A 23,456-nucleotide genomic window follows, 5' to 3' on the forward strand; every position below is an offset into this window, starting at 1 on the left:
GCGGACCGTAGTCAGATCAGTTTTTCCGCCATGATCGCATCGTCTTCGAGCCAGAGCTGGACAGCCTGTCCGCGAAGATTGGGCGCCATGTCTTCCGCCATTTTGTAGATGCCGTCGATTGCCACCAGTTCGGCCTCGAGCTTGCGGCAGAAGATCCGCGCCGAGGCGTTGCCGATCGATCCCGCCATGGCGCGGCCGCGCAGCGCCCCGTAGATATGCACCGAGCCGCCGGCGATGACCTCGGCCCCTGAGGCGACCGACCCGACGATGGTGACGTCGCCTTCCGGAAAGATCACCGATTGCCCGGAGCGCACCGGCTCGCGAATGACGATGGATTGCGTCGTTGCCGGGCGGATCTCGGGAGCTGCCGGCTTGCTCGACGATTCGACAGGCTCACTCGTCTGAACCTCGATGTCGGAAGCGGAGCGGCCGCCTTTGAGCGCCGGCGGCATGCCGGAGCCGAGAAGGGACGGCCGAGCGCCTTCGATGCCCATGATGCTGACGTTGCGCTTGGCAAGCTCGGCAATGAGCTCCTTCAGCTGCGGCTTGTCGATTTGCAGGTCCGTCAGGTCGAGCACGACAGGGCGTCCGAGGAAGAACCCGGCCGAACGCGCGGCCAGATCGTCGAGCCTCGCCAGCCAATCATCGAAAGGAAGGTCCGGAGAGAGCATGACCGCCAGGAAAGAGCGGCCCTTGATGCGGATAGAGCGAGCGTCTGTTAGCACTTTGGTCATCTGTGTGAAGAAATCGTTGACCATGTCTACCGCCGACATGGTTAACAAAAAGTTAACGCGGCCTCGATATTCCCTAACGTGACGGGGCCGCATTCCGTTGATGAATTTATCTAACTGATTGAATAAGATAACATTTATGCAAAGAATGAATAATCCTCATATATGATCGGAATGAAGATCTGTTGCCGACGATCTCATCGACGGCATGACCGAGATTCTTGCCGCCGCGTTAACCTCTCGGCGACTCACCCCATGCGTTCGGAGGCGTAGCTTCCGGGGCTGGCCGGGAAGACGACGGTGCGGTTGCCGTTGATGAAGGTGCGGTGGTGGATATGGGCGTGGATGGCGCGGGCCAGCACCTGGCTTTCAACGTCGCGGCCGATCGAGACATAGTCGTCGGCGCTCTGGGCATGGGTGATGCGCGCCGTGTCCTGCTCGATGATCGGGCCTTCGTCGAGATCGGCGGTGACGTAGTGGGCGGTTGCGCCGATCAGCTTGACGCCGCGCTCATAAGCCTGCTTGTAGGGGTTGGCGCCCTTGAAGGACGGCAGGAAGGAATGGTGGATGTTGATGATCCTGCCCGACATCTGCTTGCAGAGCTGGTCGGAGAGGACCTGCATGTAGCGGGCGAGCACGATCAGTTCGGTGCCGGTCTGGTTGACGAGCTCGACGAGCTGGGCTTCGGCCTGCGGCTTGTTTTCCTTGGTCACCTTGATGTGGTGGAAGGGGATGTCGTGATTGACGACGACCTTCTGGTAATCGAAATGATTGGAGACGACGCCGACGATGTCGATCGGCAGCGCCCCGATCTTCCAGCGGTAGAGCAGGTCGTTGAGACAATGGCCGAAGCGCGACACCATCAGCAGCACCTTCATGCGGCTTTCGCTGTCGTGGAACTCGTAGTCCATTTCGAAAGGTGCGGCGACGGCGGCAAAATCGGTGCTGATCGCCGAGCCGGACAGCCCCTCTTCCGAAATGAAGCTGACGCGCATGAAGAACTTGCCGGTATCGAGATCGTCGAACTGTGAGCTGTCGATGATGTTGCAGCCCTTCTCCGCCAGATAGCTGGAAATCGCCGCAACGATGCCACGCGTCGATTTGCAGGAGACGGTGAGTACGACGTTTTTCATGGCTGTCTCTTTCTTGGCCGGATCAGCTGCCTGGGGATGCGATCACGCCGAAGCTTGTCAGCCCCGGCGTGTCGGTGGTCATTGATGCATGTCGCCGGTACGTGTGCAGCGGTTCCCGGATGACCATGCACAAAAGCAAAGAGCTTTAGGAAATCGGTCGCCCTTCAGATGTCGAGCGTGCTGTCGCGTTCCCACTGGGTAAAATGTGAGCAATAGGCGTTCCATTCGCGATGTTTAAGCTTTAGGTAGGCGGCGGAAAATTCCGATCCGATCGCCGCCTTCAGGCCCTCGTCGGCATCATAGGCGCGCAGCGCGTCGAGCAGGTTGAGCGGCAGCCGCGGCGCGTCCTTCACCAGATGCCCCTCGGCATACATGTCGATATCGTGGTGCGGACCGGGATCTGCCCGGCTGCGGATGCCGTCGAGGCCGGCGGCGATGATGATCGCCTGCAGGAGATACGGGTTGACTGCCCCGTCCGGCAGGCGCAGTTCGAAGCGCCCCGGCCCGGGCACGCGCACCATGTGGGTGCGGTTGTTGCCGGTCCAGGTCACCGTGTTCGGCGACCAGGTGGCGCCCGATGTCGTACGCGGCGCATTGATGCGCTTGTAGGAATTGACCGTCGGATTGGTGATGGCGGCAAGCGCCGAGGCATGTTTCATGATGCCGCCGAGGAAGGTCTTGCCCTGCGCGGAGAGACCGAACGCCATTTCCTTGTCGGCGAAGGCGTTGACCTTGCCGTCGATGTCCCAGACCGAAATATGGGCATGGCAGCCGTTTCCGGTCAGGCCCTTGAAGGGCTTCGGCATGAAGGTGGCGCGAAGCCCGTGCTTCTCGGCGACCGACTTGACCATGAACTTGAAGAAGGAGTGCCTGTCCGCCGTCTTCAGAACGTCGTCATATTCCCAGTTCATCTCGAACTGGCCGTTCGCATCCTCGTGGTCGTTCTGATAGGGCTTCCAGCCGAGTTCGAGCATGTAATCGCAAATTTCGGCGATGACGTCATAGCGGCGCATCACGGCCTGCTGATCGTAGCAGGGCTTTTCGGCGGTATCGAACTGGTCTGAAATCACCGAGCCATCAGGGGAAATCAGAAAGAATTCGGGTTCGACACCGGTTTTCACCCGGAGCCCCTCTTCCGCAGCCTCGGCGACCAGCTTTTTCAGCACGACGCGTGGCGCCTGCTCGACAGGCCGGTCGTCCATGACGCAGTCGGCTGCGACCCATGCGACGTCTTTCTTCCAGGGCAGCTGGATGACGGAGGAGGCGTCGGGAACGGCAAAAAGGTCGGGATGGGCGGGCGTCAGATCGAGCCAGGTGGCGAAGCCGGCAAAGCCTGCGCCATCCTTCTGCATATCGGCGATGGCTTCGGCCGGGACCAGCTTGGCGCGTTGGCCGCCGAACAGGTCCGTATAGCTGATCATGAAATATTTGATGCCTCTCTCGGAGGCGTATTGCGAGAGGTCCAGTGTCACGTTTGTCCCCTTATGTTGATCTTAGACACTTGATGAAGAAGCCGGCCGCGTCCTCCCAAACGCGCCCGGCCGGGCATTCTTAAAAGCCGGTCTTGCCGGGGATCCAGTTGGTGCCGGCGAGCGGCACCTGCGCCATGGCCGACGCCTCGATCGTCAGTGCGACGAGGTCTTCCGGCTCCAGGTTGTGCAGGTGGTTCTTGCCGCAGGCGCGCGCGATCGTCTGGGCCTCCAGCGTCATGACCTTGAGGTAGTTGGCAAGGCGGCGGCCGGCCGCAACCGGGTCGAGGCGTTTTGCCAGCTCCGGGTCCTGGGTGGTGATGCCGGCCGGATCCTTGCCTTCATGCCAATCGTCATAGGCGCCGGCCGTCGTGCCGAGCTTCTGATATTCCTCTTCCCAGTGCGGATCGTTGTCGCCGATGGCGACGAGTGCGGCCGTGCCGATCGCCACCGCATCGGCGCCGAGCGCCAGCGCCTTGGCGACGTCGGCGCCTGAGCGGATGCCGCCGGAAACGATGAGCTGCACCTTCCGATGCATGCCGAGCTCCTGCAGCGCCTGAACAGCCGGGCGAATGCAGGCAAGCGTCGGCATGCCGACATTCTCGATGAAGACGTCCTGTGTCGCCGCCGTGCCGCCCTGCATGCCGTCGAGCACGACGACGTCGGCACCGGCCTTCACGGCAAGGGCGGTGTCGTAATAGGGGCGCGCGCCGCCGATCTTGACGTAGATCGGCTTTTCCCAATCGGTGATCTCGCGCAGCTCCATGATCTTGATTTCCAGATCGTCGGGGCCGGTCCAATCCGGATGGCGGCAGGCCGAGCGCTGGTCGATGCCCTTCGGCAGATTGCGCATATTGGCGACGCGGTCGGAGATTTTCTGGCCGAGCAGCATGCCGCCGCCGCCGGGCTTGGCCCCCTGGCCGACCACGACTTCGATCGCGTCGGCGCGGCGCAGATCCCTCGGATTCATGCCGTAGCGCGAGGGCAGATACTGGTAGACCAGCGTCTGCGAATGGCCGCGCTCCTCATCGGTCATGCCGCCGTCGCCCGTTGTGGTCGAGGTGCCTGCGATCGTCGCGCCGCGGCCGAGCGCTTCCTTGGCATTGCCGGACAGCGCGCCGAAGCTCATGCCGGCAATGGTGATCGGCGTCTTCAGCGTGATCGGATTCTTGGCGAAACGCGAGCCGAGCACCACCGTCGTGTCGCATTTCTCGCGATAGCCTTCGAGCGGGTAGCGCGAGATCGAGGCGCCGAGAAACAAGAGATCGTCGAAATGCGGAACCTTGCGCTTGGTGCCGGCACCGCGGATGTCATAGATGCCGGTCGCCGCCGCGCGGCGGATTTCGGCGAGCGTATAGTCGTCGAAAGTCGCGGACTTGCGGGGCGGGGTATAGGGGTTGTGATAGCTCATGGATGTCCCTCGCCTCAATACGCGTCGGCGTTGTCGATGTTGAAATTGTAGAGCTTGCGGGCCGAGCCGTAGCGCTTGAACTCCTCGGGCCTGACGCCGGTGACGCCCGCGCGCTCGAGCAGCTCGGCAAGCTTGTCCAGATGCTCCCGCCGCATCTCTTTCTCGATGCAGTCGGCGCCCAGGCTCTTGACCTCGCCGCGGACGAAAAGCTTGGCTTCGTAGAGCGAATCCCCCAGCGCATCGCCGGCGTCGCCGAGCACGACGAGATGGCCGGACTGGCCCATGAAGGCCGACATGTGGCCGATGCTGCCATGCACGACGATGTCGATGCCCTTCATCGAAATGCCGCAGCGCGAGGCCGCATTGCCCTTGATGACGAGCAGGCCGCCTTGGCCGGTGGCGCCGGCATATTGGCTGGCGTCGCCTTCGATGACGACGGTGCCGGACATCATGTTTTCGGCAACGCCCGGACCGGCGGACCCATGAACCGTGACCCTGCCGCCGTCATTCATGCCGGCGCAGTAATAACCGACCGATCCCCGGACGGCGACCGTGACGGAGCTGTCGATACCGACGGCGACGGCATGGCTGCCGCGCGGGTTGATGACCTCGAATTCAGTATCGTTGGCGCCTTGGGAAAGGGCGTGCAGCGCGCTGTTCAGTTCGCGAAGAGGGGTGTTGGAAAGATCGAATGTCGGCATTGGTTCCTCGTTGATCTTGGAGGCGGGTTCAGCGGCTCCTTGCTTTCAGGTGCCCCTCAGGCAGCCTTGTCGTGATCCCAGAAATAAACGGTCGCCGGCTCCGGCTCCCAGACACGGGCATTCTCGATGCCGGGAAGATTGACCAGCGCGCGGTATTCCGAGCCGAAGGCGACATATTGCTCAGTCTCGGCCATGACGGCGGGCTTGCAGGCGATCGGATCGCGCACCACGCCGAAGCCGGACTTGGTGCCGACGACGAAGGTGAAGAAGCCGTCGAGATCGTCGAGTGCACCGGTCAGCGCCTGGCCGAGATCCTTGCCCTTGGCCATCTCGGCCGTCAGATAGGCGGCGGCGACTTCGGAATCGTTCTGCGTTTCGAAAGTCATGCCTTCGCGGATCAGTTCGCGGCGCAGATTGTTGTGGTTGGACAGCGAGCCGTTGTGCACGAGGCACTGGTCGGCGCCGGTCGAGAACGGATGGGCGCCGAGCGTGGTGACGGCGGATTCCGTCGCCATGCGGGTATGGCCGATGCCGTGGGTGCCGCTCATCGCACGCACGCCGAAGCGCGCCACGACGTCTTTGGGAAGACCGATTTCCTTGTAGATTTCGACGCTCTCGCCCGATCCCATCAGGCGGACCGCCGGGCGGATCTCTGCAAGCGCCTTGCGCACGGCGCCAAGCTTGGAGGCATCAAGCTCGATCACCGCATGCGTGCTCTTGACCGAGACCTCGGCCCTGATGCCGGACTTCTCCAGGTCGCCGGCGAGGCCTTCGAAATCGACGCCAGGGTTGGCGGACTGGATGGTAATCTTCGCCCTACCCTCGGCAGAACCGCCATAGATCGCGATGCCGGCCGAGTCCGGTCCGCGATCCGTCATGGTGATCAGCATATCCGAGAGCAGATTCCCCAGCTGGGGTTCAAGGCTCTTGTCCTTGAGGAACAGTCCAACAATGCCGCACATAGCCTGTGCCTCCGTTCATGTTGCGAAAGGAGTAACAGCTCTGTTTGCGGTCTTCAACTGGGAGGAATAAATTTTTCTTTTAAGGCAACATCAGCCTCTGGTGACTTGTTGGGGATAGCTGATGATCGAGAGATACCGGCTCGGCAGTTTCACCAGCTGCTCCGGCCCATGCGGCGCGTCGGCGTCGAAGAACAGGCTGTCGCCCGGCTGCATCTGGAAAAGCTGGTCGCCGTGGCGATAGACCACCTCGCCTTCGAGCATGTAGAGAAACTCCATGCCCTCGTGCTGGAAGGTCGGGAAGATATCGGAATCAGCCGTCAGCGTGATGAGGTAAGGCTCGACGATGACGCCGCTCGAATTGTTGTCGATATGGCCGAGCAGATTATACTGGTGGCCGGCGCGCGTGCCGCGCCGTTCGAGCTCGACGCCCTCTCCCGCCTTGACGAAGACGGCATTGCGCGGTTCCTCGTAGCGTCTGAAGAAAGCGGTCAGCGGCACGCCGAGCGCCCGCGACAGCGATTGCAGCGTCGTCAGCGATGGCGAGATGTTGCCGTTCTCGATCTTCGACAGCATGCCGAGCGAAATGCCGGTGGCGGCCGCGAGATCGGTGACGGTGATGCCGAGTTTCTTGCGGTAGGCGCGCACCTCATGGCCGATCGCCATTTCAAGGTTGTTTTCCTTCGGTTCCCGAACGGCGTGCGGGTCCTGGGAAAAGGCCGCGCGTGCGCCATGTTCCGCTTGCTCTGCCGTTTCACGCTTGGTTTTCATGAATGTCCCGCCGCCTGGTTTTTCCCGATGGCAACCTATCGCCCTGGTGAAACTTCCTCAACCGTGGAGAAAGCTAATCCCGCCTCGCCTGCCGCGGCGCAATGCCATAGAGGGCGCGAAACATCCGGGAAAAGTGGCTCAGACTGGAAAAGCCGGTGGCAACCGCGATTTCCGAGACGGAAAGCGGGCTCTGTTTCAGCAGGCGATGGGCATGCTGCAGCCTGATCCGATGGTACTGATCGAGGAAGGTGATCCCGAGATGGGCCGCAAACAGCCGGTCGAGATGACGGGCGGAAACACCGGCGATGCGCGCCATGGCGGCGCGGTCGAGCGGCATCTCGATCGTCTCCTCCATCCGTTCGAGAACGCTGAGCAGGCCGGGATGATGGACGCCGTAACGTTCGGCCAGCGAGGCGCGCTGGGGTGCGGCGGGTTCGTTGACCTCGGTGTGAAGATACCAATCGCTGACGCGGCGGGCGAAATCCGGCCCCATGCGCTCGGCGATCAGCACATGCATCATGTCGAGCGGCGCAATACCGCCGCCACAGGTGATGCGGTTGCCGTGGATCATGAAGCGCGCCTGGCGCGGCGAAAGATCCGGGAAGGCTTCGAGAAGCGCGGCCGCATGTTCCCAATGGATGGTGAAGTCGCGGCCGGTCAATAGTCCGGCGGCGGCCATCAGATAGGGACCGCCCGAAATGCCGCCGATCCTCACACCTTCGCGCGCCAGCTGCCGCAGGCAGGCAAGCACGCCGGGATAACGCCAGTTGCGCGGCGAGCCGCCGGCGCAGACGAAGGCCATGTCGAGATCGGAGCCCCTGACGGGAAGAGGTTCGGCCGGCACAGGCACGCCTGAGGAGGAGGGCACAGGCGCGCCATCCGGCGAGAAAATCGACAGGCGATAGATTTCGCGGCCGGCCAGAAGATTTGCCGCCCTGAGCGGCTCTGTCGCCGAGGCATAGGACATCAGCGCGAATCCTGGGATCAGGATGAAGCCGATCTCCTGGACGTTTCTGCTATCGGACGAGGGCATATCTCTTTTCTAATCATTCATGTCCTTATTCCGCAAGTCGTGCGTCATCTTTCTGGCATCATGCGGATGTTTCATTCGGATTGACCCATGCGCTATTCCGCTCTTTCGATTTTCCTCAACGGCCTTCGCGGCAATAAAAGCTGGGCGCCCGCCTGGCGTGACCCCGCGCCGAAGCCGCATTATGATGTCGTCATCGTCGGCGGCGGCGGTCATGGCCTTGCCACCGCCTATTATCTCGCCAAGGAATTCGGCTTCACCAGTGTCGCCGTGCTCGAAAAGGGCTATGTCGGCTCCGGCAATATCGGCAGGAACACGACGATCATCCGGTCGAACTACCTGCTTGCCGGCAACAATCCCTTCTACGAGCTGTCGATGAAGCTTTGGGAAGGGCTGGAGCAGGACTTCAACTTCAACGCCATGGTCTCGCAGCGCGGCGTGCTCAACCTCTTCCATTCCGATGCGCAGCGCGACGCCTATACGCGCCGCGGCAACGCCATGCGGCTGCACGGCGTCGATGCCGAGCTTCTCGACCGGCAGGCGGTGCGCAGGAAATTGCCCTTCCTCGATTTCGACAATGCGCGTTTCCCCATCATGGGGGGCCTGTTCCATCCGCGCGGCGGCACGGTGCGCCACGATGCGGTCGCCTGGGGTTATGCGCGCGGCGCAGACAGCCGCGGCGTCGACATCATCACCCAGTGCGAAGTGACCGGCATCCGCACAGAAAACGGTGAGGTGACCGGCGTCGAGACCAGTAGGGGCTTCATCGGCTGCGGCAAACTGGCGCTGGCGGCGGCCGGCAATTCCACCACGGTCGCCGAAATGGCCGGTCTTCGCCTGCCGATCGAAAGCCACGTGCTGCAGGCCTTCGTTTCCGAAGGGCTGAAACCCTTCATCGACAACGTCGTCACCTTCGGCGCCGGGCATTTTTATGTGTCCCAGTCGGACAAGGGCGGCCTCGTCTTCGGCGGCGATATCGACGGTTATAATTCCTATGCCCAGCGCGGCAATCTGGCGACCGTCGAACATGTCGCGGAAGCCGGCGTGGCGATGATCCCTTCGCTGTCGCGGGTACGTTTTCTGCGCTCCTGGGGTGGGGTCATGGATATGAGCATGGACGGCTCGCCGATTATCGACCGCACCCATATCGACAATCTCTATCTCAACGCCGGCTGGTGTTACGGCGGCTTCAAGGCGACACCCGCTTCCGGCTACTGCTACGCCCATCTGATCGCCCGAAACACGCCGCATCAGACCGCCCGCGCCTTCCGGCTCGACCGTTTTAACCGCGGCTATCCGATCGACGAAAAGGGCGTCGGCGCCCAGCCCAATCTGCACTGAGGACATTTGACGATGGCGAGCCTGATTCCCTGTCCCCATTGCGGCGCCCGGCCCAAGGAGGAATTCTCGATCCGCGGCGATGCGAGCCTTGTCAGGCCGGCGCCGGACGCCGGCGCGGATGCCTGGTTCGACTATGTCTATCTGCGCGACAATCCGCGCGGCCGGCACAGCGAATATTGGCACCATTCCTCCGGATGCCGCCGCTGGCTGATCGTCGAGCGCGATACCGTCACCCATGCGGTCCATGGCGTCAGGGATGCCGCCCTTGCAAAGCTCGGTGGAGACCCGGCATGACGAGCTTCCGTCTTTCCTCGGGTGGGCGCATCGACCGCGCCACGACCCTCGGCTTCAGCTTCGACGGCAGGGCGCTGGAAGGCCATCCGGGCGATACGCTCGCCTCGGCGCTGCTTGCCAACGGTGTCCAGCTCGTCGGCCGCAGCTTCAAATATCACCGCCCGCGCGGCATCCTGACGGCGGGTGCCGCCGAACCGAACGCGCTGGTGACGACAGGCAGCGGCGGGCGCACCGAACCGAATACACGCGCGACGATGATCGAGCTTTACGAGGGACTGACGGCCAGGAGCCAGAACCGCTGGCCGTCGCTTGGCTTCGATGTCGGCGCGGTCAACGGCCTGCTCTCGCCCTTCCTCAGCGCCGGTTTCTACTACAAGACCTTCATGTGGCCGGCAGCGCTGTGGGAAAAGCTCTACGAACCGGTGATCCGCAAGGCGGCGGGCCTCGGCAGAGCCTCCTACGAGGGCGGTCCCGATATTTATGAGAAATGCTGGGCGCATTGCGATCTGTTGGTGATCGGCGCCGGCCCTGCCGGCCTTGCCGCGGCACTGACCGCCGGCCGCGCCGGGGCCCGCGTCATTCTCGCCGACGAAGGCCCCGAGCTCGGCGGCAGTCTGCTGTCCGAGAGCGGCCCGATCGAGGGCAAGCCGGCGGACGCGGTTCTTGCCGAACTGCTGAGCGCACTCGAGGGGCTGGAAAATGTGCGCCGCCTGCCGCGCATGACCGTCTTCGGCTGGTACGACGACAATGTTTTCGGTGCCGTCGAGCGTGTGCAGAAGCATGTGGCGCTGCCCGATCCGGACCGCCCGGTCGAACGCTTGTGGCGCATCGTCGCCCGCCAGGCGATCCTGGCGACGGGCGCCGAGGAACGGCCACTGGTCTTCGGCGGTAACGACATCCCCGGCGTGATGATGGCGGGCGCCATGCGCAGCTATCTCAACTGGCAGGCGGTGGCGCCTGGTAAAAGCACTGTCATCTTCACCACCAACGATGCCGGTTACCGCACCGCCGCCGATTTGGAAGCGGCCGGCCTTGCCGTTGCGGCGATCGTCGACAGCCGCGCCGATGCCGGCAAGGGCTGGCAGGGCCGCGCCGAGGTGCTGAAGGGCGCCCGGGTGATCGATGCCGAAGGCGGCAAGCGCCTGCGCGGTGTCAGCGTCGAAACCGCCGGCGGCATTCGTCGCATCGAAGCTGATGCCCTTGCCATGTCGGGCGGCTGGAGCCCGATTATCCATCTTGCCTGCCATCGCGGCGGCAAGCCGCAATGGTCGGACGAAGCTTCGGCGTTTCTGGCGCCGGCCGGACAGGACGGCCTTGCCGTTGCCGGTTCGGCCGCCGGCCTTGAGGAAATCGCGACCTGCCTCGGCGATGGAGCCGCAAAGGCGGCCGCTGCCCTGGAGGCGATCGGTTTCGCAGCCGCGGAACCGGCCTTTGCTGCTGCGCCGGAAGCGGTTCGAGGCTCAAAGCCGCTCTGGTCCGTCAAGGGCTCGAAGGGCAAGGCTTTCGTCGATTATCAGAACGACGTGCATCTCAAGGATCTCGGCCTCGCCGTGCGCGAAGGCTACGGCCATGTCGAGCTCGCCAAGCGTTACACGACATCAGGCATGGCGACCGACCAGGGCAAGCTTTCCAACATCAACGCCATCGGCATTCTGGCCGAGGCGCGCGGCGTGTCGCCCGCCGAAGTGGGAACAACGACCTTCCGGCCTTTCTATACGCCGGTCTCCTTCGGCGCTCTGACCGGGGCATCGCGCGGCAAGGATTTCCAGCCGTCGCGCAAATCGCCGCTGCATGGCTGGGCCGAAAAGAACGGGGCGGTCTTCGTCGAAACCGGCCTCTGGTATCGCTCCTCCTGGTACCCGCGCGCCGGTGAGGCGACGTGGCGCGAAACCGTCGACCGCGAGGTGCTGAACATCCGCAAGAATGCCGGCCTCTGCGACGTCTCGACCCTCGGCAAGATCGAAATCTTCGGCAAGGACGCCGGCACTTTCCTCGACCGGGTCTATTGCAACGGCTTTGCCAAGCTTGCGGTCGGCAAGGCGCGTTACGGCATCATGCTGCGCGAGGACGGTTTCATCTATGACGACGGCACCACCAGCCGCTTCAGCGACGAGCATTTCTTCATGACGACGACGACCGCGCTTGCCGCCGGAGTGCTGACCCATCTCGAATTCTGCGCCCAGGCGCTGTGGCCGGAGCTCGACGTCTGCTTCGCCTCCTCGACCGATCAATGGGCGCAGATGGCCGTTGCCGGGCCGAAATCCCGCGCCGTCCTCTCCGAGATCGTCGACGAGGACATCTCCGATGCCGCCTTCCCCGTCATGAGCGCCCGCAAGATTTCGCTATTCGCAGGCCGTCTCGAAGGCCGGCTTTTCCGCATCTCCTTCTCCGGCGAACTCGCCTACGAGCTGGCCGTGCCGGCCGGCTACGGCGAGAGCGTTGCCGACGCCATCATGGCGGCCGGGGAAAAACACGGCATCTGCGCCTATGGCGCCGAAGCGCTCGGCGTCCTGCGCATCGAAAAGGGCCACGTCACCCATGCCGAGATCAACGGCACGGTCACCCCAGGCGATCTCAGTTTCGGCCGCATGGTGTCATCGACCAAGCCGGATTTCATCGGCAAGGCGATGCTTGCCCGCGACGGCCTGCAGGACCCCGAGCGGCCGCGCCTCGTCGGCGTCAAGCCGCTCAACCCGGCCAGCGGCTTCCGCACCGGATCGCATATCCTTGCCGAAGGTGCTTCGGCAACGCTCGAAAACGATCAGGGCTACGTCACCTCAAGCGCCTTTTCGCCGACGCTCGGCCATAAGATCGGTCTGGCGCTCGTCCGGCGCGGGCCGGAGCGCATCGGCGAGAAGGTGACGGTCTGGAACGGCCTGCACAATGAATTCACCGATGCGGTGCTCTGCCATCCCGTCTTTGTCGATCCTGAAAACGAGAAGCTCCATGCCTGATCTTCCCCAGCACAGACCGGTTCTGGCCGGTGCTAGATACAGCGGCATGGCAGCGGCCGGTCTCCGGCTGGAAGCCTTGCCGGAAGGCCATCTGCTGCACGTGCTCGGCACGATAGAGCCGGCCGCACTGGCCGCCGAACTGGTCAAAGCCGGCTTTACCAACAGTTCGATCCGCAAGGCCGGCTTCCGCCAATGGTTCGTCGCCGGCGACGAGCCGCTTATCCCCTCCGGCCTCGAAGGCCTGACGGCAGCAATCGCCGGAAAAGCCTTCGTCATGGACCAGAGCCACGGGCGTGTCCGCATCGGCGTTTCCGGCCGATCCTCGCGGCTGTTGCTGTCAAAGGGCACCGCCGTCGATCTGGATCCTACCGTCTTCCCGGAAGGCCAGTCGGCGATGACGATGGTCGGCCATATCTCCGTACAGATCGTCCGCACCGGCGATGACAGCTTCGAACTGACGGTTCTGCGCAGCTTCGGCGAAAGCCTGTGGGACGAGCTCACCCATATGGCGGAGAGCGCCGAAAAGGATAGCGCGTAAAGGCTATCCCTGCCGTTAGCCGCCAAGGGTTTGCCCCATCAGCGAAAGCGACGATTGGCGTTCACGTCCGGCACATAGCCTTTAACCCGGTGTCTTGATGTCCTCGAATCTGAGACTGAAGCGCGCGAGATATTTACTCAGGCGATCGGCGTCGTTGCTGCTCTTTTTCTCCGTTCGCGAGATCGCGAACAAGGCTCTGCCCGCAGCACTTGCCGTGGCATATTGACGGCAGGTATGAAGAACGGTGGCAAGCTGGGCTGCGTCAAAGCGATCGAGGCGAGCAGCAGCTTCTGCACCCAACACGTCTTCGATGATAAGATCCACCCTACCGTCATCACTCGAACTGCGCCAAAACGCATTCAGCCGTCGGACTTCATCATCGACGACGTCGGTCGTGATGCGCCCATGCGGCGCGAGGGTCGCCATGCGGGTCACCGACGCCGACAGGTCGCGAAAGTTGGCACTCCAGGCAGCTTGCGGGCCGGTTGCGAAACTAAGATAGCGTTCGCGTGCTTCCTTGTTGAACGTAACATTTTCGCCTTCTCGTTCCAGATAACGCCTGAGCTCGAAGTCGAGATTGGGCTCTATGTCCTCCTTGCGCTCGCGCAGGGCCGGAAGCTGGAAAGTCCAGAGGTTCAGGCGGGCGTAGAGATCTTCGCGAAACCTGCCTTTGCGGACGTCCTCGCCAAGATCGCGATTGGTGCCGGCAAGCAGCTGGAAGTCTGCGGACGCCTCCCGATCAGCGCCTACGGGCAGGAACTTCTTTTCCTCGATCGCGCGCAGGCACATGGCCTGTTCGTCAAGGCCGAGTTCGCCAATCTCGTCGAGGAACAGCACGCCTTTGTCGGCGGATTTGAGCAAGCCGGCACGCTCGCCGGCAGCGCCGGTAAAGGCGCCTTTCACATGGCCGAAGAGGGTGGACATGGCCTGGTCGCCGCGCAGGGTCGCGCAGTTGACCTCGATGAACGGACCGCTGACCTTACGCTGGCTCTTCTTCAGCTCGTAGATCCTGCGGGCGAGTTGCGACTTGCCGGCACCGGTCGGCCCGGTCAGGAGGACGGGCGCGGTCGAGCGGATCACCACCCTTTCGATCTCGTCGATCATTCTGTTGAAGGCGGCGCTGCGGGTCGAGATCCCCGATTTGAGAAAGGAAGCGGCGTCTTCGCGCTCGGAGGCGAAGCGCTTGGCGATCTCGTCATAGCGGGACAGGTCGAGGTCGATGATCCGATGCGTGCCGGCGAAATCCTGCTCCGGCTCGCGGTCGCGCGGCGGCGAGAGCTGCAGCAGCTGGCCGGGAATGATGCGGGCTTCGGTCAGCAGGAACCAGCAGATTTGCGCGACATGGGTGCCGGTGGTGATGTTGACGAGATAGTCTTCCGTTTCGGGGTCGAAGTTGTAGTTGCGGGCAAAGTCCCGAAGGTGCGTGTAGACCTCCGAGAAATCCCAGGGATCTCGGAAGTTGATGATATTGCTCCGCACTTCCGTTGCCGGAGCCACGGTTTCGATGTCGGCAACGATGCGGTGACAGAGAGCTTGCGAGTGGTTGTCGAGGATCAGCTCCAACCGGTCAATGAACAGGCCCGGCTGCTGGCAGAGAGCGACATTGGGCCGCCAGCGGCTCCAGCGATTTTCCCATTTCCCTGCGTCCAGGGTGGCGACACGGCGCTTCATGACTTATCCAAAATTATAAAGCTATATAGTTTGCGATAGAATAATCGGGATTTGGATTTTTGCAATTCATGATTGTGCATAAGGGCCATGAAAAAATTAATATTTAAAAACAAATAGATAAAATAAAAAACAAGTGGGATGTGTTCTCTTCTCCAAACTGGCACGCGTCTTGAAAGGTATCTGGCACGAACCACACAAGAGGGGCTGTCATGGTCAACAAGGCAATCTTCAAAACCTACCTCGGGAAACTGCTCCCGGGAACGGATACAAAAAATCATGAAGCGGCCCCGGCCTACCAGCTGACGCCGCGCGAGGCGCTGGCGCAATATGCCGTCACCGGCACCTTCAACGGCACCTTCTATGCTGATGGAGCTGAGCAGCTTGACGCGGTAAAGACGCTTGCCCTTCAGGTCGAGCCGGAATTTCTCGCCAAGCTGGCTGTTTACGCCGCCGAAAAGGGTCACATGAAGGACATGCCGGTGACGCTGCTCGCCATGCTCTCCGGCCTTCAGAGCGATGTCTTCGCCCGCGCATTCCCGCGCGTGGTGAAGAGCGGCAAGATGCTGCGCGGCTTCGTGCAGGTCATGCGCTCTGGCGCCACGGGTCGCAAGTCGCTCGGCACACGCCCGAAGAAGGTCGTGCAGGCGTGGCTCGAACGGGCCAGCACCGAGCAGATCCTGCGTGCGATGGTTGGAAACGATCCTTCGCTCGCCGACGTCATCCGCATGGTGCATCCGAAGCCGGCTACGGAGGAGCGCAAGGCGCTCTATGCCTGGGCGATCGGCAAGCCGCACGACTACGCGGCACTGCCTGAGCTCGTCAAGGCATTGGAAGCGTTCCGGCGTGACCAGACGGCGCCGGTGCCTGAGGTCCCGTTCCAGATGCTGACCTCGCTGCCGCTGACGCGGGAGCATTGGGTCGAGATCGCCCGCAAGGGTGGCTGGCAGATGGTGCGGCAGAACCTCAACACCTTTGCACGCAACGGCGTGTTCGAGGTCGAGGGTTTTGCCGAGGCGCTGGCGGCGCGGCTTGCCGATCCGGAGGAAATCCGCAAGGCAAAGGCCTTCCCCTATCAGTTGATGATGGCGTGGAAGATGGTCGATGGCCAGGTTCCGGATGTCGTGCGGGATGCGCTTCAGGACGCGATGGATATTGCCATCGCCAATGTGCCGTCCCTGATGGGCAATGTGGTGCTCTGCCCCGACGTGTCGGGTTCCATGGGCTCGCCCGTGACCGGTTACCGGAAGGGCGCGACGTCCTCGGTTCGTTGCATCGACGTCGCCGGTCTGATGACCGCGGCGTTCCTGCAGCGCAACCCGAAGGCGCGGGTGCTGCCGTTCGAGAATGACGTGGTGCGCGTCAGCCTCAACAAGCGGGATTCGGTGATGACCAATGCCGGTAAGCTGGCGAAAATCGGTGGCGGCGGAACCAACTGCTCCGCACCGCTGAAGGTGCTAGCAAACGAGAGGGCCAAGGTCGATCTCGTGGTGTTCATCTCGGACAATGAGTCCTGGGTGGATGCGCGCGGGAGCGGAAAGCCGACGGCAGTGATGACGGAATGGGCCAGGATCAAGCGGGTCAACCCGGCTGCAAAGCTGGTCTGCCTCGACATCCAGCCTCACGCCACGACCCAGGCGCCGACGCGGGAAGACGTGCTCAACATCGGGGGCTTCTCTGATGCCGTCTATGGGGTGATCACGGCTTTCGCGGCGAACAGCAAAGGAGCGGATGGCTGGGTAAAAGCCATCGAAGCAATCGAGCTCTAACGGGCTCACGGGAAGCAATATCCTCGCGCCGCCGTGACCGGCGCGGGGAGCGTGACGAATGCCGGATGAAACTACAGGCTGTTACCCTCCAGGTCGCGGGTTCGAATCCCGTCGGGTTCTCCAGTTCATGGACCCGTAGCTCAGCGGATAGAGCAGGACGTTTCACCACACCTCGTCGTCACGGACATATGGAATGACATGGCGAATGCATGGGGAACTACATCTGTGTCGCGAGTTCGATTCTCGCCAGGGCCTGGTCCTGTAGCTCAGTTGGTAGAGCAAGCTGTTCCCCGGACACTTGTCGCCATGACGAAGATTGCAGCGGCGAATGCCGGACGGAACTACAGCCTCCAAAGTTGGGTGGTCTGGCAGGTTCGACTCCTCCTGGGCATACGCTCTCTGGCACGAGCGGGGCCATCCGGTTTCGTCCACCCTCGTCGCCGCTGCATGGCCTGCACTAACCCGTTTCACGGGGACGGAATAACTCGGCGAATGCCGGCAGGACTACAGGTAGAGCGGCCCGTCGGATTTCCGGCGGGCAGGTCGGATGTTCAAATCATCCCGTGTTTCCGAAGGGGAGCACGTAGCTCAGTAAACCGTCCTGCCAAATCTCGTCGCCGGGACGATGGTAAGGCCCTGGGCGAATGCCGCCGGTGATTACAGGGGCCGCATCGCGCCATGATCATGGAATGCGTGCGGTGAGATAGATCTCCGGCAATGCTCGTCGCTCAGGCGGTGTGAAGAAAAGCAACTGAACAAGAAGGACTGCAGACGCAGAAAAGACAATGATAGCGGTAATGAGCGGACAGGATTTGATCAATGCCGGCATGAGCCAGGGGAAGTGGTTTCGCCCGGCTCTCGACGCGGCCAACGCGGTTTTGAGCCAGGGTGGCTCGGCGACCGATGCGCTGGAGGCGGCAAGGGCCTTCCAGCCCGGGCCGACGCTTGCCTTGAGGACTGACAACGATATCGAGATCTATTCCAACATCCGCGCCGAGAATGCCTTTGAGCAAGACAATGTCGAGAAGGTCAATGCGACGATGCGGGCGCTGGTGCGGACACCGGTTGTCCGTTCCGCGGCGATCATGCCGGACGCTTGTCCGGCGGGTCCGGTCGGAACGATCCCGGTCGGGGGCGTGGTGGCATCCGAAGCAATTCATCCCGGCATGCATTCGGCCGATATCTGCTGCTCCATGGCGATCTCGATCTTTCCTGGCGTGGATCCGAAGTCGCTTCTGGACGCTGTGCACGCCGTGACGCATTTCGGTCCCGGCGGTCGTCCGCGCGGCGCGCAGATCAAGCCTTCCGAAGCGACGCTTTCGGCCTTCCATCAGAATCCTTTTTTGCGCGACGGTGCGCTGAGCGCTGGTATCGAGCATTTCGCCACCCAGGGTGACGGCAATCATTTCGCCTATGTCGGAACGATGAAGTCGACCGGCGAAACCGCGCTTGTGACCCACCACGGATCGCGAGCACCGGGGGCGCGGCTCTACGACAAGGGCATGAAGGTCGCCAACCAGTTTCGGGAGCGCATTTCACCCGAGACGCATCGGGAAAATGCATGGATTCCGGCGGATACCGAGGAAGGTGACTCTTACTGGTCGGCGCTGCAGACGATCCGCCAGTGGACGAAAGAGAACCACTATGTCCTTCACGACATGGCGGCGGAAAAACTCTCGGCCAAGGTCGCGGACCGCTTCTGGAACGAGCATAATTTCGTCTTCCGGAAGTCGGACGGGCTGTTCTATCACGGAAAGGGGGCCACGCCTGCCTTCGACAACTGGGCGCATGACGCGACCGATCTGACCATCATTCCACTCAATATGGCGGAACCGATCCTGATCGTTCGCGGCTCGAACGCTGCCCATGGCCTCGGCTTCTCGCCGCATGGCGCTGGCCGCAACTTTTCGCGCAGCGCACATATGAGGCAGCTGTCTGCGGAGTATGGGGCGGATTCGCGAGGTCTGAGCCCGAACAACATCGCGGCTATTCTGGAGAAGGAGACAAGCGGTCTCGACGCGCGGTTCTTCTCCGGTTTCGCCGATGTGTCGGAACTGCCGAGTGCCTACAAGAGCGCCGCGAACGTGCGCGCGCAGATCGAGCACTACGGTCTCGCCGAAGTGGTCGACGAGGTGATCCCCTACGGGAGCATCATGGCCGGCGACTGGCAGCAGAATGCGCCCTGGCGCAAAAAGCGCCGGTAAACACCGGGGAAGGCAACCAGGCTTGCCTTCCCTCAAATGCAGGCTCAGGCATAAGACGCAGCACGAGCTTCCCGAGATCCAGTCGGATTGCGACGTGACCTTCCTTGCACTGCGTCCTTTTCGCCGATCGATAGGCGTGGCGCTTGTGCCAAGGCCGTGATTAGCTGGTTATCCGAGGCGCGCTGACGATCTTCAGGAATAAGGCCTTCATTGCCGCTTCAATGCCTTCGGTTGGACTAACTGCGAAATAGAACCCGGGGGTTGCGCACTCTTCCATTTTTGCGGCAATTTTCGTCTCGAACGGCTTGACCCAATCCTTATAAAAACCGTTGTCGGGCAAGGGTAGATATGTCGTATAGAGGACGGCGACTTTGATGCCGCGATCTTTGAGTTTCTTGCAATAAGTGGTGTCAATCGGTTCGATACATCGTCCGCCGTTTGCTCCCTTCGGGCTGGTGCAGCCGGACGGCTTATAGCTATCGGCAACACCGTCGGCGACAAAAAACACGATCTTCTGGCGATCGGCATTGCTCGTGCCCTTGCCGATGTTGCCCGTGATTTCCCCTTCTATACCTTTCAACGCTTCGTCAAAGCTCGTCTGCTGGTCGTTGTAGTAGTTCTGATAGGGAATGCTCATCAGATTTATCGTGTTCGTCGCGACTGCCACGGCGCCAAGATCGTAATCCAGGCCGGAGACCTTAAAGAGCTTCGCGGCTTTGGCGTCCTGAGCAGTCTTGCCGAATGTGTATGCGGCGACCCGGAATTGGCTCGGCATGGACTGCGTGTCCTTTGCCTTGGCCATCAAAGCTTTAACGGCAGCGGCTACAACATCGATGCGGATGGTTACCCCATTATTGCGCGCGACATTGTAGTAGCTATTCTTATCCTCTACGCCCTTTTCAGAAACGATATGGCATGCAAACGCGCAGTTTTTATCTTTGCCGCCATCGTGGCCCTGAGCTGTCGCTTTTTTCATGGCGGTTATGTCATCTGCGGTGGCTCCAACGCCCATTGATGGCGTATTGTCCAACAGCATGAAGAAATCCATGTAAGACGGGGTCTCGTATTGCGCTGTTGCCGTTCCGGAAACATCGAGTTGATGAAATCCCATCACCTGCATGAATGTCGTGGACATCGTTGCGCTGAAAGATACGGTCGAGCTGAGAGTGCTGCCCTGTTTTTGAACGCTGATGTTGACGGAAACGGGCACTTCGGCCTGATTTTTCGACATCTGCGAAAAGAAGATCTTCTGGGCTTCGGATGTTCCGAGCGTGAGTGAGCCATCGCCTGACATCGTGGCTGCTTGCTTTGCCGCGTCTGAAGTCTGTGAGATGGATCCCACGGCTGCCGCGTCCGCCGCGGCATAGAGTTCGGTCCGAAGCGAAAGGGCTCTGCCGAAATCTATGGCTGTGCCCGCCGCACCCAGTAGGGGTACGACAAGGAGCGCCGTCATAATTCCGAAGTTGCCGGATCGGTCAAAAACGAAACGATGCAACATGCGAAGGCTGCCTTCCCGGTGTCCGTAGGTAGTGGCCGGTTCCCAACCAGGTGGCCACAACGATGACAAGTAGCAGCGGAACATCAACCAAAGGCAAAGACGTATGGTTGTGTTCTCGTTAAAGCTGGATAATTCGCTAACGGAGGAAGGTCTGTCACAGGCCGGTGAGCAGCACAGCCTGGGCACGCTCACCAGTTGCTGAACTAAGGGAAATGAGTTGTTTGGAGACGTGCCGCTCCAGCGGGGGCGTCTCCCCCTGCAAATCCCTGTCAGCTTGCCGGATTGCGCGCCGTGACGATCCACGCAGCGCCGTCGATCATCACCGACTGCTCGCCGGGGCGATCCGCGAAGGCGGCACGAACCGCGGCCGAGGCGCGGGCGCGGATGTCGTCTGGCTGATCAGCGAGCGCGCGCGACAGCGGGCCGACCTCGAGTGTCATCTTCACCGCGTCGTCGATCGCCGCGTCCCGCGTCCCGCCCTCGCCGAACGGGATGGAAGCATCGAAGGGCGCGATAGCGATATCGGTGAAGCCAGCCGCCGTCAGGATACGCGCCACCCGCCCCCGGTCGCCAAACGAGAACGGGCCGGGCACTTCGGGATCGGGTGGCGCCATCGGCGGGAGGATGCCCTTGATCGCGCCCATCGGCAAGCGCACCCAATCGTTCTCGGCCATGCCGCGCCAGCAGACGAAAGCGACCCGCCCGCCCGGCTTGAGCGCACGGCGCATATGCGCGAACGCCCCTGTCGGATCGTCAAAGAACATCACTCCGAAGCGCGAGAACAGGATGTCGAACGCGCCCTCGGGCAACTCGGTGCTGCTGGCGTCGGCCACCTGGAACAGGGCCGGCGTATCCTGCGGCGCTAGCGCGCGTGCTCTATCGATCAGCCGTTCGGATATGTCCACGCCCAGCACATGCCCTCCCGCGCCGACGCGGGTGGCCAGGTCAAGGCTAGACGCCCCTGCACCGCAGCCGACGTCCAGCACGCGTTCGCCCATGGCGGGCGCGGCGGCTTCGATCGCGGCATGGCCGAACACTGCCATCATGGCATCGAGCCGGGCCTGATAAGCGACCCAGCGCTCCCCGCTTTGGCCTTTCCAGTCGGCTACCTGATAAACATTTTTCTTTGCCATGCCATATCCTGTTCTGATCGGTTCTTAACTGGGCTATCCGCCCGCATGGTCGCTGCCACCGTGCGCGGCGATGAACATGGCGACGGCCGACCGGCAATAGGATTCGATTTCGTTGTCGTCCTCTGCTCGCGCCTCATTGAAGCGTGCGATGATCAGGAGATCGGATCCTTTGAAAAGCGCGGCAAACAAGCGGGCGGACTGGCGAGGATCGGGCACGTTCAGAACCGCCTTCGCGTGCAACTGACACAACAGGGCCTCTATCTGGGCGATGACATGGGCGGGGCCGGCTTCGTAATGGAGCTTGCTTAACGACTTTTGATTCGTCTTGTCGGCCATGACCATGGCTTCGACACTGCGGACGTCCGGGCTCAACAGCGTGCGAAGCAGGGATGTTCCCACCGCCATGAGCTGATCTTCGGCCGAACCGCCGACGCCTTCAAAAAGGGCTTGTGGTGCAAACTGATGGCAGCGGGCGGCGACGGCCGCGCTGAACAGCGCCTCCTTGTTCTCGAAGTGCCGATAGATGCTGAGCTTGGATATCTTCGCTCGCTGGGTGACCTTGTCCAATGTCGTCGCTTGAAAACCCAATTCCACAAAGAGTTCGTATGCTGCGTCGACTATCGTTTGGCCAAGCGCCTCGTTGGCTGGCCGGCCGCGCCGGCCTCGACTATTTTCGGTCACGGCCATTAAGATCCTTGACAGTATCGTTATTCATGCTTTACGATACCACGCAGTATCGGAAATATGCAAGCCAAAGAATGAATTTAAAACACGAGGGTGCCATGCAACGACGAACACTGCTGAAGCTGGCCGTGCTTACCGCCATCGGCCTCCCCCCGTGCCCAGGCCCCCGCTACCCCAACCTCCTCTATCCGCAACACGGAGCCCCTCACCATGGATGACGTCATCATCATCGGCGGCAGCTTTGCCGGTCTCGCCGCCGCCCTGCAGCTCGGCCGTGCCCGCCGCAAGGTCACCGTTCTCGACACCGGCCTGCCGCGCAATCGCTTCGCTGGCCACTCGCATGGTCTGCTCGGCCACGATCACAAGCCACCGCTGGACATCCTGGCCGAGGCGCGGCAGCAGCTGACGCGTTATCCCACGATAAGGCTGATCAATGCCCGGGCCGACAGCATCTCCGGCACTATCGATAATTTCTCCGTCCTTACTGGCGACGGCGAGAGCCTTGGCGCGCGACGCCTGATCCTGAGCTATGGCGTTGTTGATCAGATGCCTGCTGTTCCGGGCTTTGCGGAAAGCTGGGGCACATCCATTGTGCCCTGCCCCTATTGCGATGGCTTTGAAGTCGCTGGCCAGCATTGGGGCCTCGTCTGGTCCGGCCCGCAGTCGATGAATCAGGTCAGGCTGTTCCACGACTGGACCGACAGGTTGACGGTCTTCGCCGATGGTCACGACATTGCACCCGATATCCGGGCCGATCTGGCGGGCCGCCACGTACCTGTCGTTGATGGCCGGATCACCGAGATCGCCCGTCATGGAGCCCATAACGCCATCGTCAAGCGCGATACCGGCCCCGATGTCGCGGTCGACATCCTGTTCGCGCATCCGCGCAACAAGCCGTCCGCAAGCCTGCATGAATCGCTGGGCCTCGCCACGGTCGATACGCCCCTCGGCATCATCCTCAAGGTTGACGAGCGCCGTCAAACCAGCATGCCCGGCATCTACGCCGCCGGCGACCTCGCCAACCCCCTCACGCCGCCATCGGTCACCCTGGCATCGTCGCATGGCGCGATGGCGGGCATCTTCGCGCAGCAGTCGATGCTGGTTTGAGAGCAGAATTTGCGTTCTCCGGTCCCAATTAGCCAACCCGAGCGGCGGCGCTCCAATCTAA

Annotated in this window: 19 protein-coding genes; 7 read left to right on the top strand and 12 right to left on the bottom strand. The window is 61.9% G+C overall.

Annotated features, from left to right (window positions below):
• Nucleotides 1–11 precede the first annotated feature (11 nt).
• The 8 genes from minC to N2597_RS30595 all read right to left on the bottom strand — a co-directional run bounded on the left by minC (nt 12) and on the right by N2597_RS30595 (nt 8,208).
• Entirely contained in the window at nt 12–734 is a 723-nt protein-coding gene (gene minC / locus N2597_RS30560; protein WP_183598206.1) for a septum site-determining protein MinC, read from the bottom strand.
• A gap of 245 nt (nt 735–979) precedes the next feature.
• Nucleotides 980–1,864 carry a formyltetrahydrofolate deformylase gene (gene purU / locus N2597_RS30565; RefSeq protein ID WP_183844034.1) on the bottom strand — a complete coding sequence of 295 codons (885 nt, stop codon included), beginning with the start codon at nt 1,862–1,864 and terminating at the stop codon, nt 980–982.
• A gap of 164 nt (nt 1,865–2,028) precedes the next feature.
• Entirely contained in the window at nt 2,029–3,336 is a 1,308-nt protein-coding gene (gene glnT / locus N2597_RS30570) for a type III glutamate--ammonia ligase (RefSeq protein ID WP_077989576.1), read from the bottom strand.
• Between the two features lie 79 nt (nt 3,337–3,415).
• Nucleotides 3,416–4,744, bottom strand: coding sequence for an FMN-binding glutamate synthase family protein (locus tag N2597_RS30575; RefSeq protein ID WP_183598705.1), 1,329 nt, complete (start codon nt 4,742–4,744; stop codon nt 3,416–3,418).
• Between the two features lie 14 nt (nt 4,745–4,758).
• The gene (locus N2597_RS30580) at nt 4,759–5,445 is read right to left on the bottom strand and encodes a GltB/FmdC/FwdC-like GXGXG domain-containing protein (protein ID WP_183598707.1); all 687 of its coding nucleotides are present in this window, start codon (nt 5,443–5,445) and stop codon (nt 4,759–4,761) included.
• A 56-nt stretch (nt 5,446–5,501) separates the two neighbouring features.
• Nucleotides 5,502–6,407 carry a class II glutamine amidotransferase gene (locus N2597_RS30585; RefSeq protein ID WP_183598709.1) on the bottom strand — a complete coding sequence of 302 codons (906 nt, stop codon included), beginning with the start codon at nt 6,405–6,407 and terminating at the stop codon, nt 5,502–5,504.
• 90 nt (nt 6,408–6,497) lie between these two features.
• On the bottom strand, nt 6,498–7,175 hold the full coding sequence (locus N2597_RS30590) for a helix-turn-helix domain-containing protein (RefSeq protein WP_183598712.1): 678 nt from the start codon (nt 7,173–7,175) through the stop codon (nt 6,498–6,500).
• Nucleotides 7,176–7,248: 73 nt separating this feature from the next.
• Nucleotides 7,249–8,208: a GlxA family transcriptional regulator gene (locus N2597_RS30595; RefSeq protein WP_183598713.1), complete on the bottom strand. Its 960-nt coding sequence runs from the start codon at nt 8,206–8,208 to the stop codon at nt 7,249–7,251.
• Between the two features lie 87 nt (nt 8,209–8,295).
• Here N2597_RS30595 and N2597_RS30600 point away from each other — a divergent pair, with 87 nt between their 5' ends.
• From N2597_RS30600 to N2597_RS30615, 4 genes are read left to right on the top strand one after another with little or no spacing between them, the layout of a single operon-like run.
• Entirely contained in the window at nt 8,296–9,546 is a 1,251-nt protein-coding gene (locus N2597_RS30600) for a sarcosine oxidase subunit beta family protein (RefSeq protein ID WP_183598715.1), read from the top strand.
• Between the two features lie 12 nt (nt 9,547–9,558).
• Nucleotides 9,559–9,840, top strand: coding sequence for a sarcosine oxidase subunit delta (locus N2597_RS30605; protein WP_183598717.1), 282 nt, complete (start codon nt 9,559–9,561; stop codon nt 9,838–9,840).
• Nucleotides 9,837–12,794, top strand: a complete 2,958-nt coding sequence (locus N2597_RS30610; RefSeq protein ID WP_183598719.1) for a sarcosine oxidase subunit alpha family protein — start codon at nt 9,837–9,839, stop codon at nt 12,792–12,794. Before N2597_RS30605 ends, N2597_RS30610 begins: the two co-directional genes overlap by 4 nt.
• Nucleotides 12,787–13,332, top strand: coding sequence for a sarcosine oxidase subunit gamma (locus N2597_RS30615; RefSeq protein WP_040141329.1), 546 nt, complete (start codon nt 12,787–12,789; stop codon nt 13,330–13,332). Before N2597_RS30610 ends, N2597_RS30615 begins: the two co-directional genes overlap by 8 nt.
• A gap of 81 nt (nt 13,333–13,413) precedes the next feature.
• Here N2597_RS30615 and rtcR read toward each other — a convergent pair whose 3' ends face one another.
• On the bottom strand, nt 13,414–15,003 hold the full coding sequence (gene rtcR / locus N2597_RS30620) for an RNA repair transcriptional activator RtcR (RefSeq protein WP_183598721.1): 1,590 nt from the start codon (nt 15,001–15,003) through the stop codon (nt 13,414–13,416).
• Nucleotides 15,004–15,212: 209 nt separating this feature from the next.
• Here rtcR and N2597_RS30625 point away from each other — a divergent pair, with 209 nt between their 5' ends.
• Nucleotides 15,213–16,769, top strand: a complete 1,557-nt coding sequence (locus tag N2597_RS30625; protein ID WP_183598723.1) for an RNA-binding protein — start codon at nt 15,213–15,215, stop codon at nt 16,767–16,769.
• Nucleotides 16,770–17,566: 797 nt separating this feature from the next.
• Nucleotides 17,567–18,973 carry an RtcB family protein gene (locus tag N2597_RS30630; RefSeq protein WP_183598725.1) on the top strand — a complete coding sequence of 469 codons (1,407 nt, stop codon included), beginning with the start codon at nt 17,567–17,569 and terminating at the stop codon, nt 18,971–18,973.
• Nucleotides 18,974–19,133: 160 nt separating this feature from the next.
• Here N2597_RS30630 and N2597_RS30635 read toward each other — a convergent pair whose 3' ends face one another.
• The 3 genes from N2597_RS30635 to N2597_RS30645 form a co-directional block, all read right to left on the bottom strand.
• Nucleotides 19,134–20,471, bottom strand: coding sequence for a TadE/TadG family type IV pilus assembly protein (locus N2597_RS30635; protein ID WP_077989564.1), 1,338 nt, complete (start codon nt 20,469–20,471; stop codon nt 19,134–19,136).
• A gap of 269 nt (nt 20,472–20,740) precedes the next feature.
• Complete coding sequence (locus N2597_RS30640) at nt 20,741–21,604, bottom strand: class I SAM-dependent methyltransferase (protein WP_009990497.1); 864 nt, start codon at nt 21,602–21,604, stop codon at nt 20,741–20,743.
• A gap of 33 nt (nt 21,605–21,637) precedes the next feature.
• Nucleotides 21,638–22,285, bottom strand: coding sequence for a TetR/AcrR family transcriptional regulator (locus N2597_RS30645; protein ID WP_077989761.1), 648 nt, complete (start codon nt 22,283–22,285; stop codon nt 21,638–21,640).
• Between the two features lie 213 nt (nt 22,286–22,498).
• Between N2597_RS30645 and N2597_RS30650 the strand changes: the two genes are divergently transcribed.
• Nucleotides 22,499–23,395, top strand: coding sequence for an NAD(P)/FAD-dependent oxidoreductase (locus tag N2597_RS30650; protein WP_077989563.1), 897 nt, complete (start codon nt 22,499–22,501; stop codon nt 23,393–23,395).
• Nucleotides 23,396–23,456 lie beyond the last annotated feature (61 nt).

The sequence above is a fragment of the Rhizobium sophoriradicis genome (assembly GCF_025200795.1).
Classification (GTDB): Bacteria; Pseudomonadota; Alphaproteobacteria; order Rhizobiales; family Rhizobiaceae; genus Rhizobium; species Rhizobium sophoriradicis.

What these genes read in the sequence shown, in the direction of transcription:
- N2597_RS30585 (WP_183598709.1), bottom strand. Translation starts at nt 6,407, where the DNA reads ATGTGCGGCATTGTTGGACTGTTCCTCAAGGACAAGAGCCTTGAACCC.
- N2597_RS30635 (WP_077989564.1), bottom strand. Translation starts at nt 20,471, where the DNA reads ATGTTGCATCGTTTCGTTTTTGACCGATCCGGCAACTTCGGAATTATG.
- purU (WP_183844034.1), bottom strand. Translation starts at nt 1,864, where the DNA reads ATGAAAAACGTCGTACTCACCGTCTCCTGCAAATCGACGCGTGGCATC.
- N2597_RS30630 (WP_183598725.1), top strand. Translation starts at nt 17,567, where the DNA reads ATGAGCGGACAGGATTTGATCAATGCCGGCATGAGCCAGGGGAAGTGG.
- rtcR (WP_183598721.1), bottom strand. Translation starts at nt 15,003, where the DNA reads ATGAAGCGCCGTGTCGCCACCCTGGACGCAGGGAAATGGGAAAATCGC.
- N2597_RS30610 (WP_183598719.1), top strand. Translation starts at nt 9,837, where the DNA reads ATGACGAGCTTCCGTCTTTCCTCGGGTGGGCGCATCGACCGCGCCACG.
- N2597_RS30615 (WP_040141329.1), top strand. Translation starts at nt 12,787, where the DNA reads ATGCCTGATCTTCCCCAGCACAGACCGGTTCTGGCCGGTGCTAGATAC.
- N2597_RS30605 (WP_183598717.1), top strand. Translation starts at nt 9,559, where the DNA reads ATGGCGAGCCTGATTCCCTGTCCCCATTGCGGCGCCCGGCCCAAGGAG.
- N2597_RS30590 (WP_183598712.1), bottom strand. Translation starts at nt 7,175, where the DNA reads ATGAAAACCAAGCGTGAAACGGCAGAGCAAGCGGAACATGGCGCACGC.
- N2597_RS30640 (WP_009990497.1), bottom strand. Translation starts at nt 21,604, where the DNA reads ATGGCAAAGAAAAATGTTTATCAGGTAGCCGACTGGAAAGGCCAAAGC.
- N2597_RS30625 (WP_183598723.1), top strand. Translation starts at nt 15,213, where the DNA reads ATGGTCAACAAGGCAATCTTCAAAACCTACCTCGGGAAACTGCTCCCG.
- minC (WP_183598206.1), bottom strand. Translation starts at nt 734, where the DNA reads ATGACCAAAGTGCTAACAGACGCTCGCTCTATCCGCATCAAGGGCCGC.
- N2597_RS30575 (WP_183598705.1), bottom strand. Translation starts at nt 4,744, where the DNA reads ATGAGCTATCACAACCCCTATACCCCGCCCCGCAAGTCCGCGACTTTC.
- N2597_RS30580 (WP_183598707.1), bottom strand. Translation starts at nt 5,445, where the DNA reads ATGCCGACATTCGATCTTTCCAACACCCCTCTTCGCGAACTGAACAGC.
- N2597_RS30650 (WP_077989563.1), top strand. Translation starts at nt 22,499, where the DNA reads ATGGATGACGTCATCATCATCGGCGGCAGCTTTGCCGGTCTCGCCGCC.
- N2597_RS30595 (WP_183598713.1), bottom strand. Translation starts at nt 8,208, where the DNA reads ATGCCCTCGTCCGATAGCAGAAACGTCCAGGAGATCGGCTTCATCCTG.
- N2597_RS30600 (WP_183598715.1), top strand. Translation starts at nt 8,296, where the DNA reads ATGCGCTATTCCGCTCTTTCGATTTTCCTCAACGGCCTTCGCGGCAAT.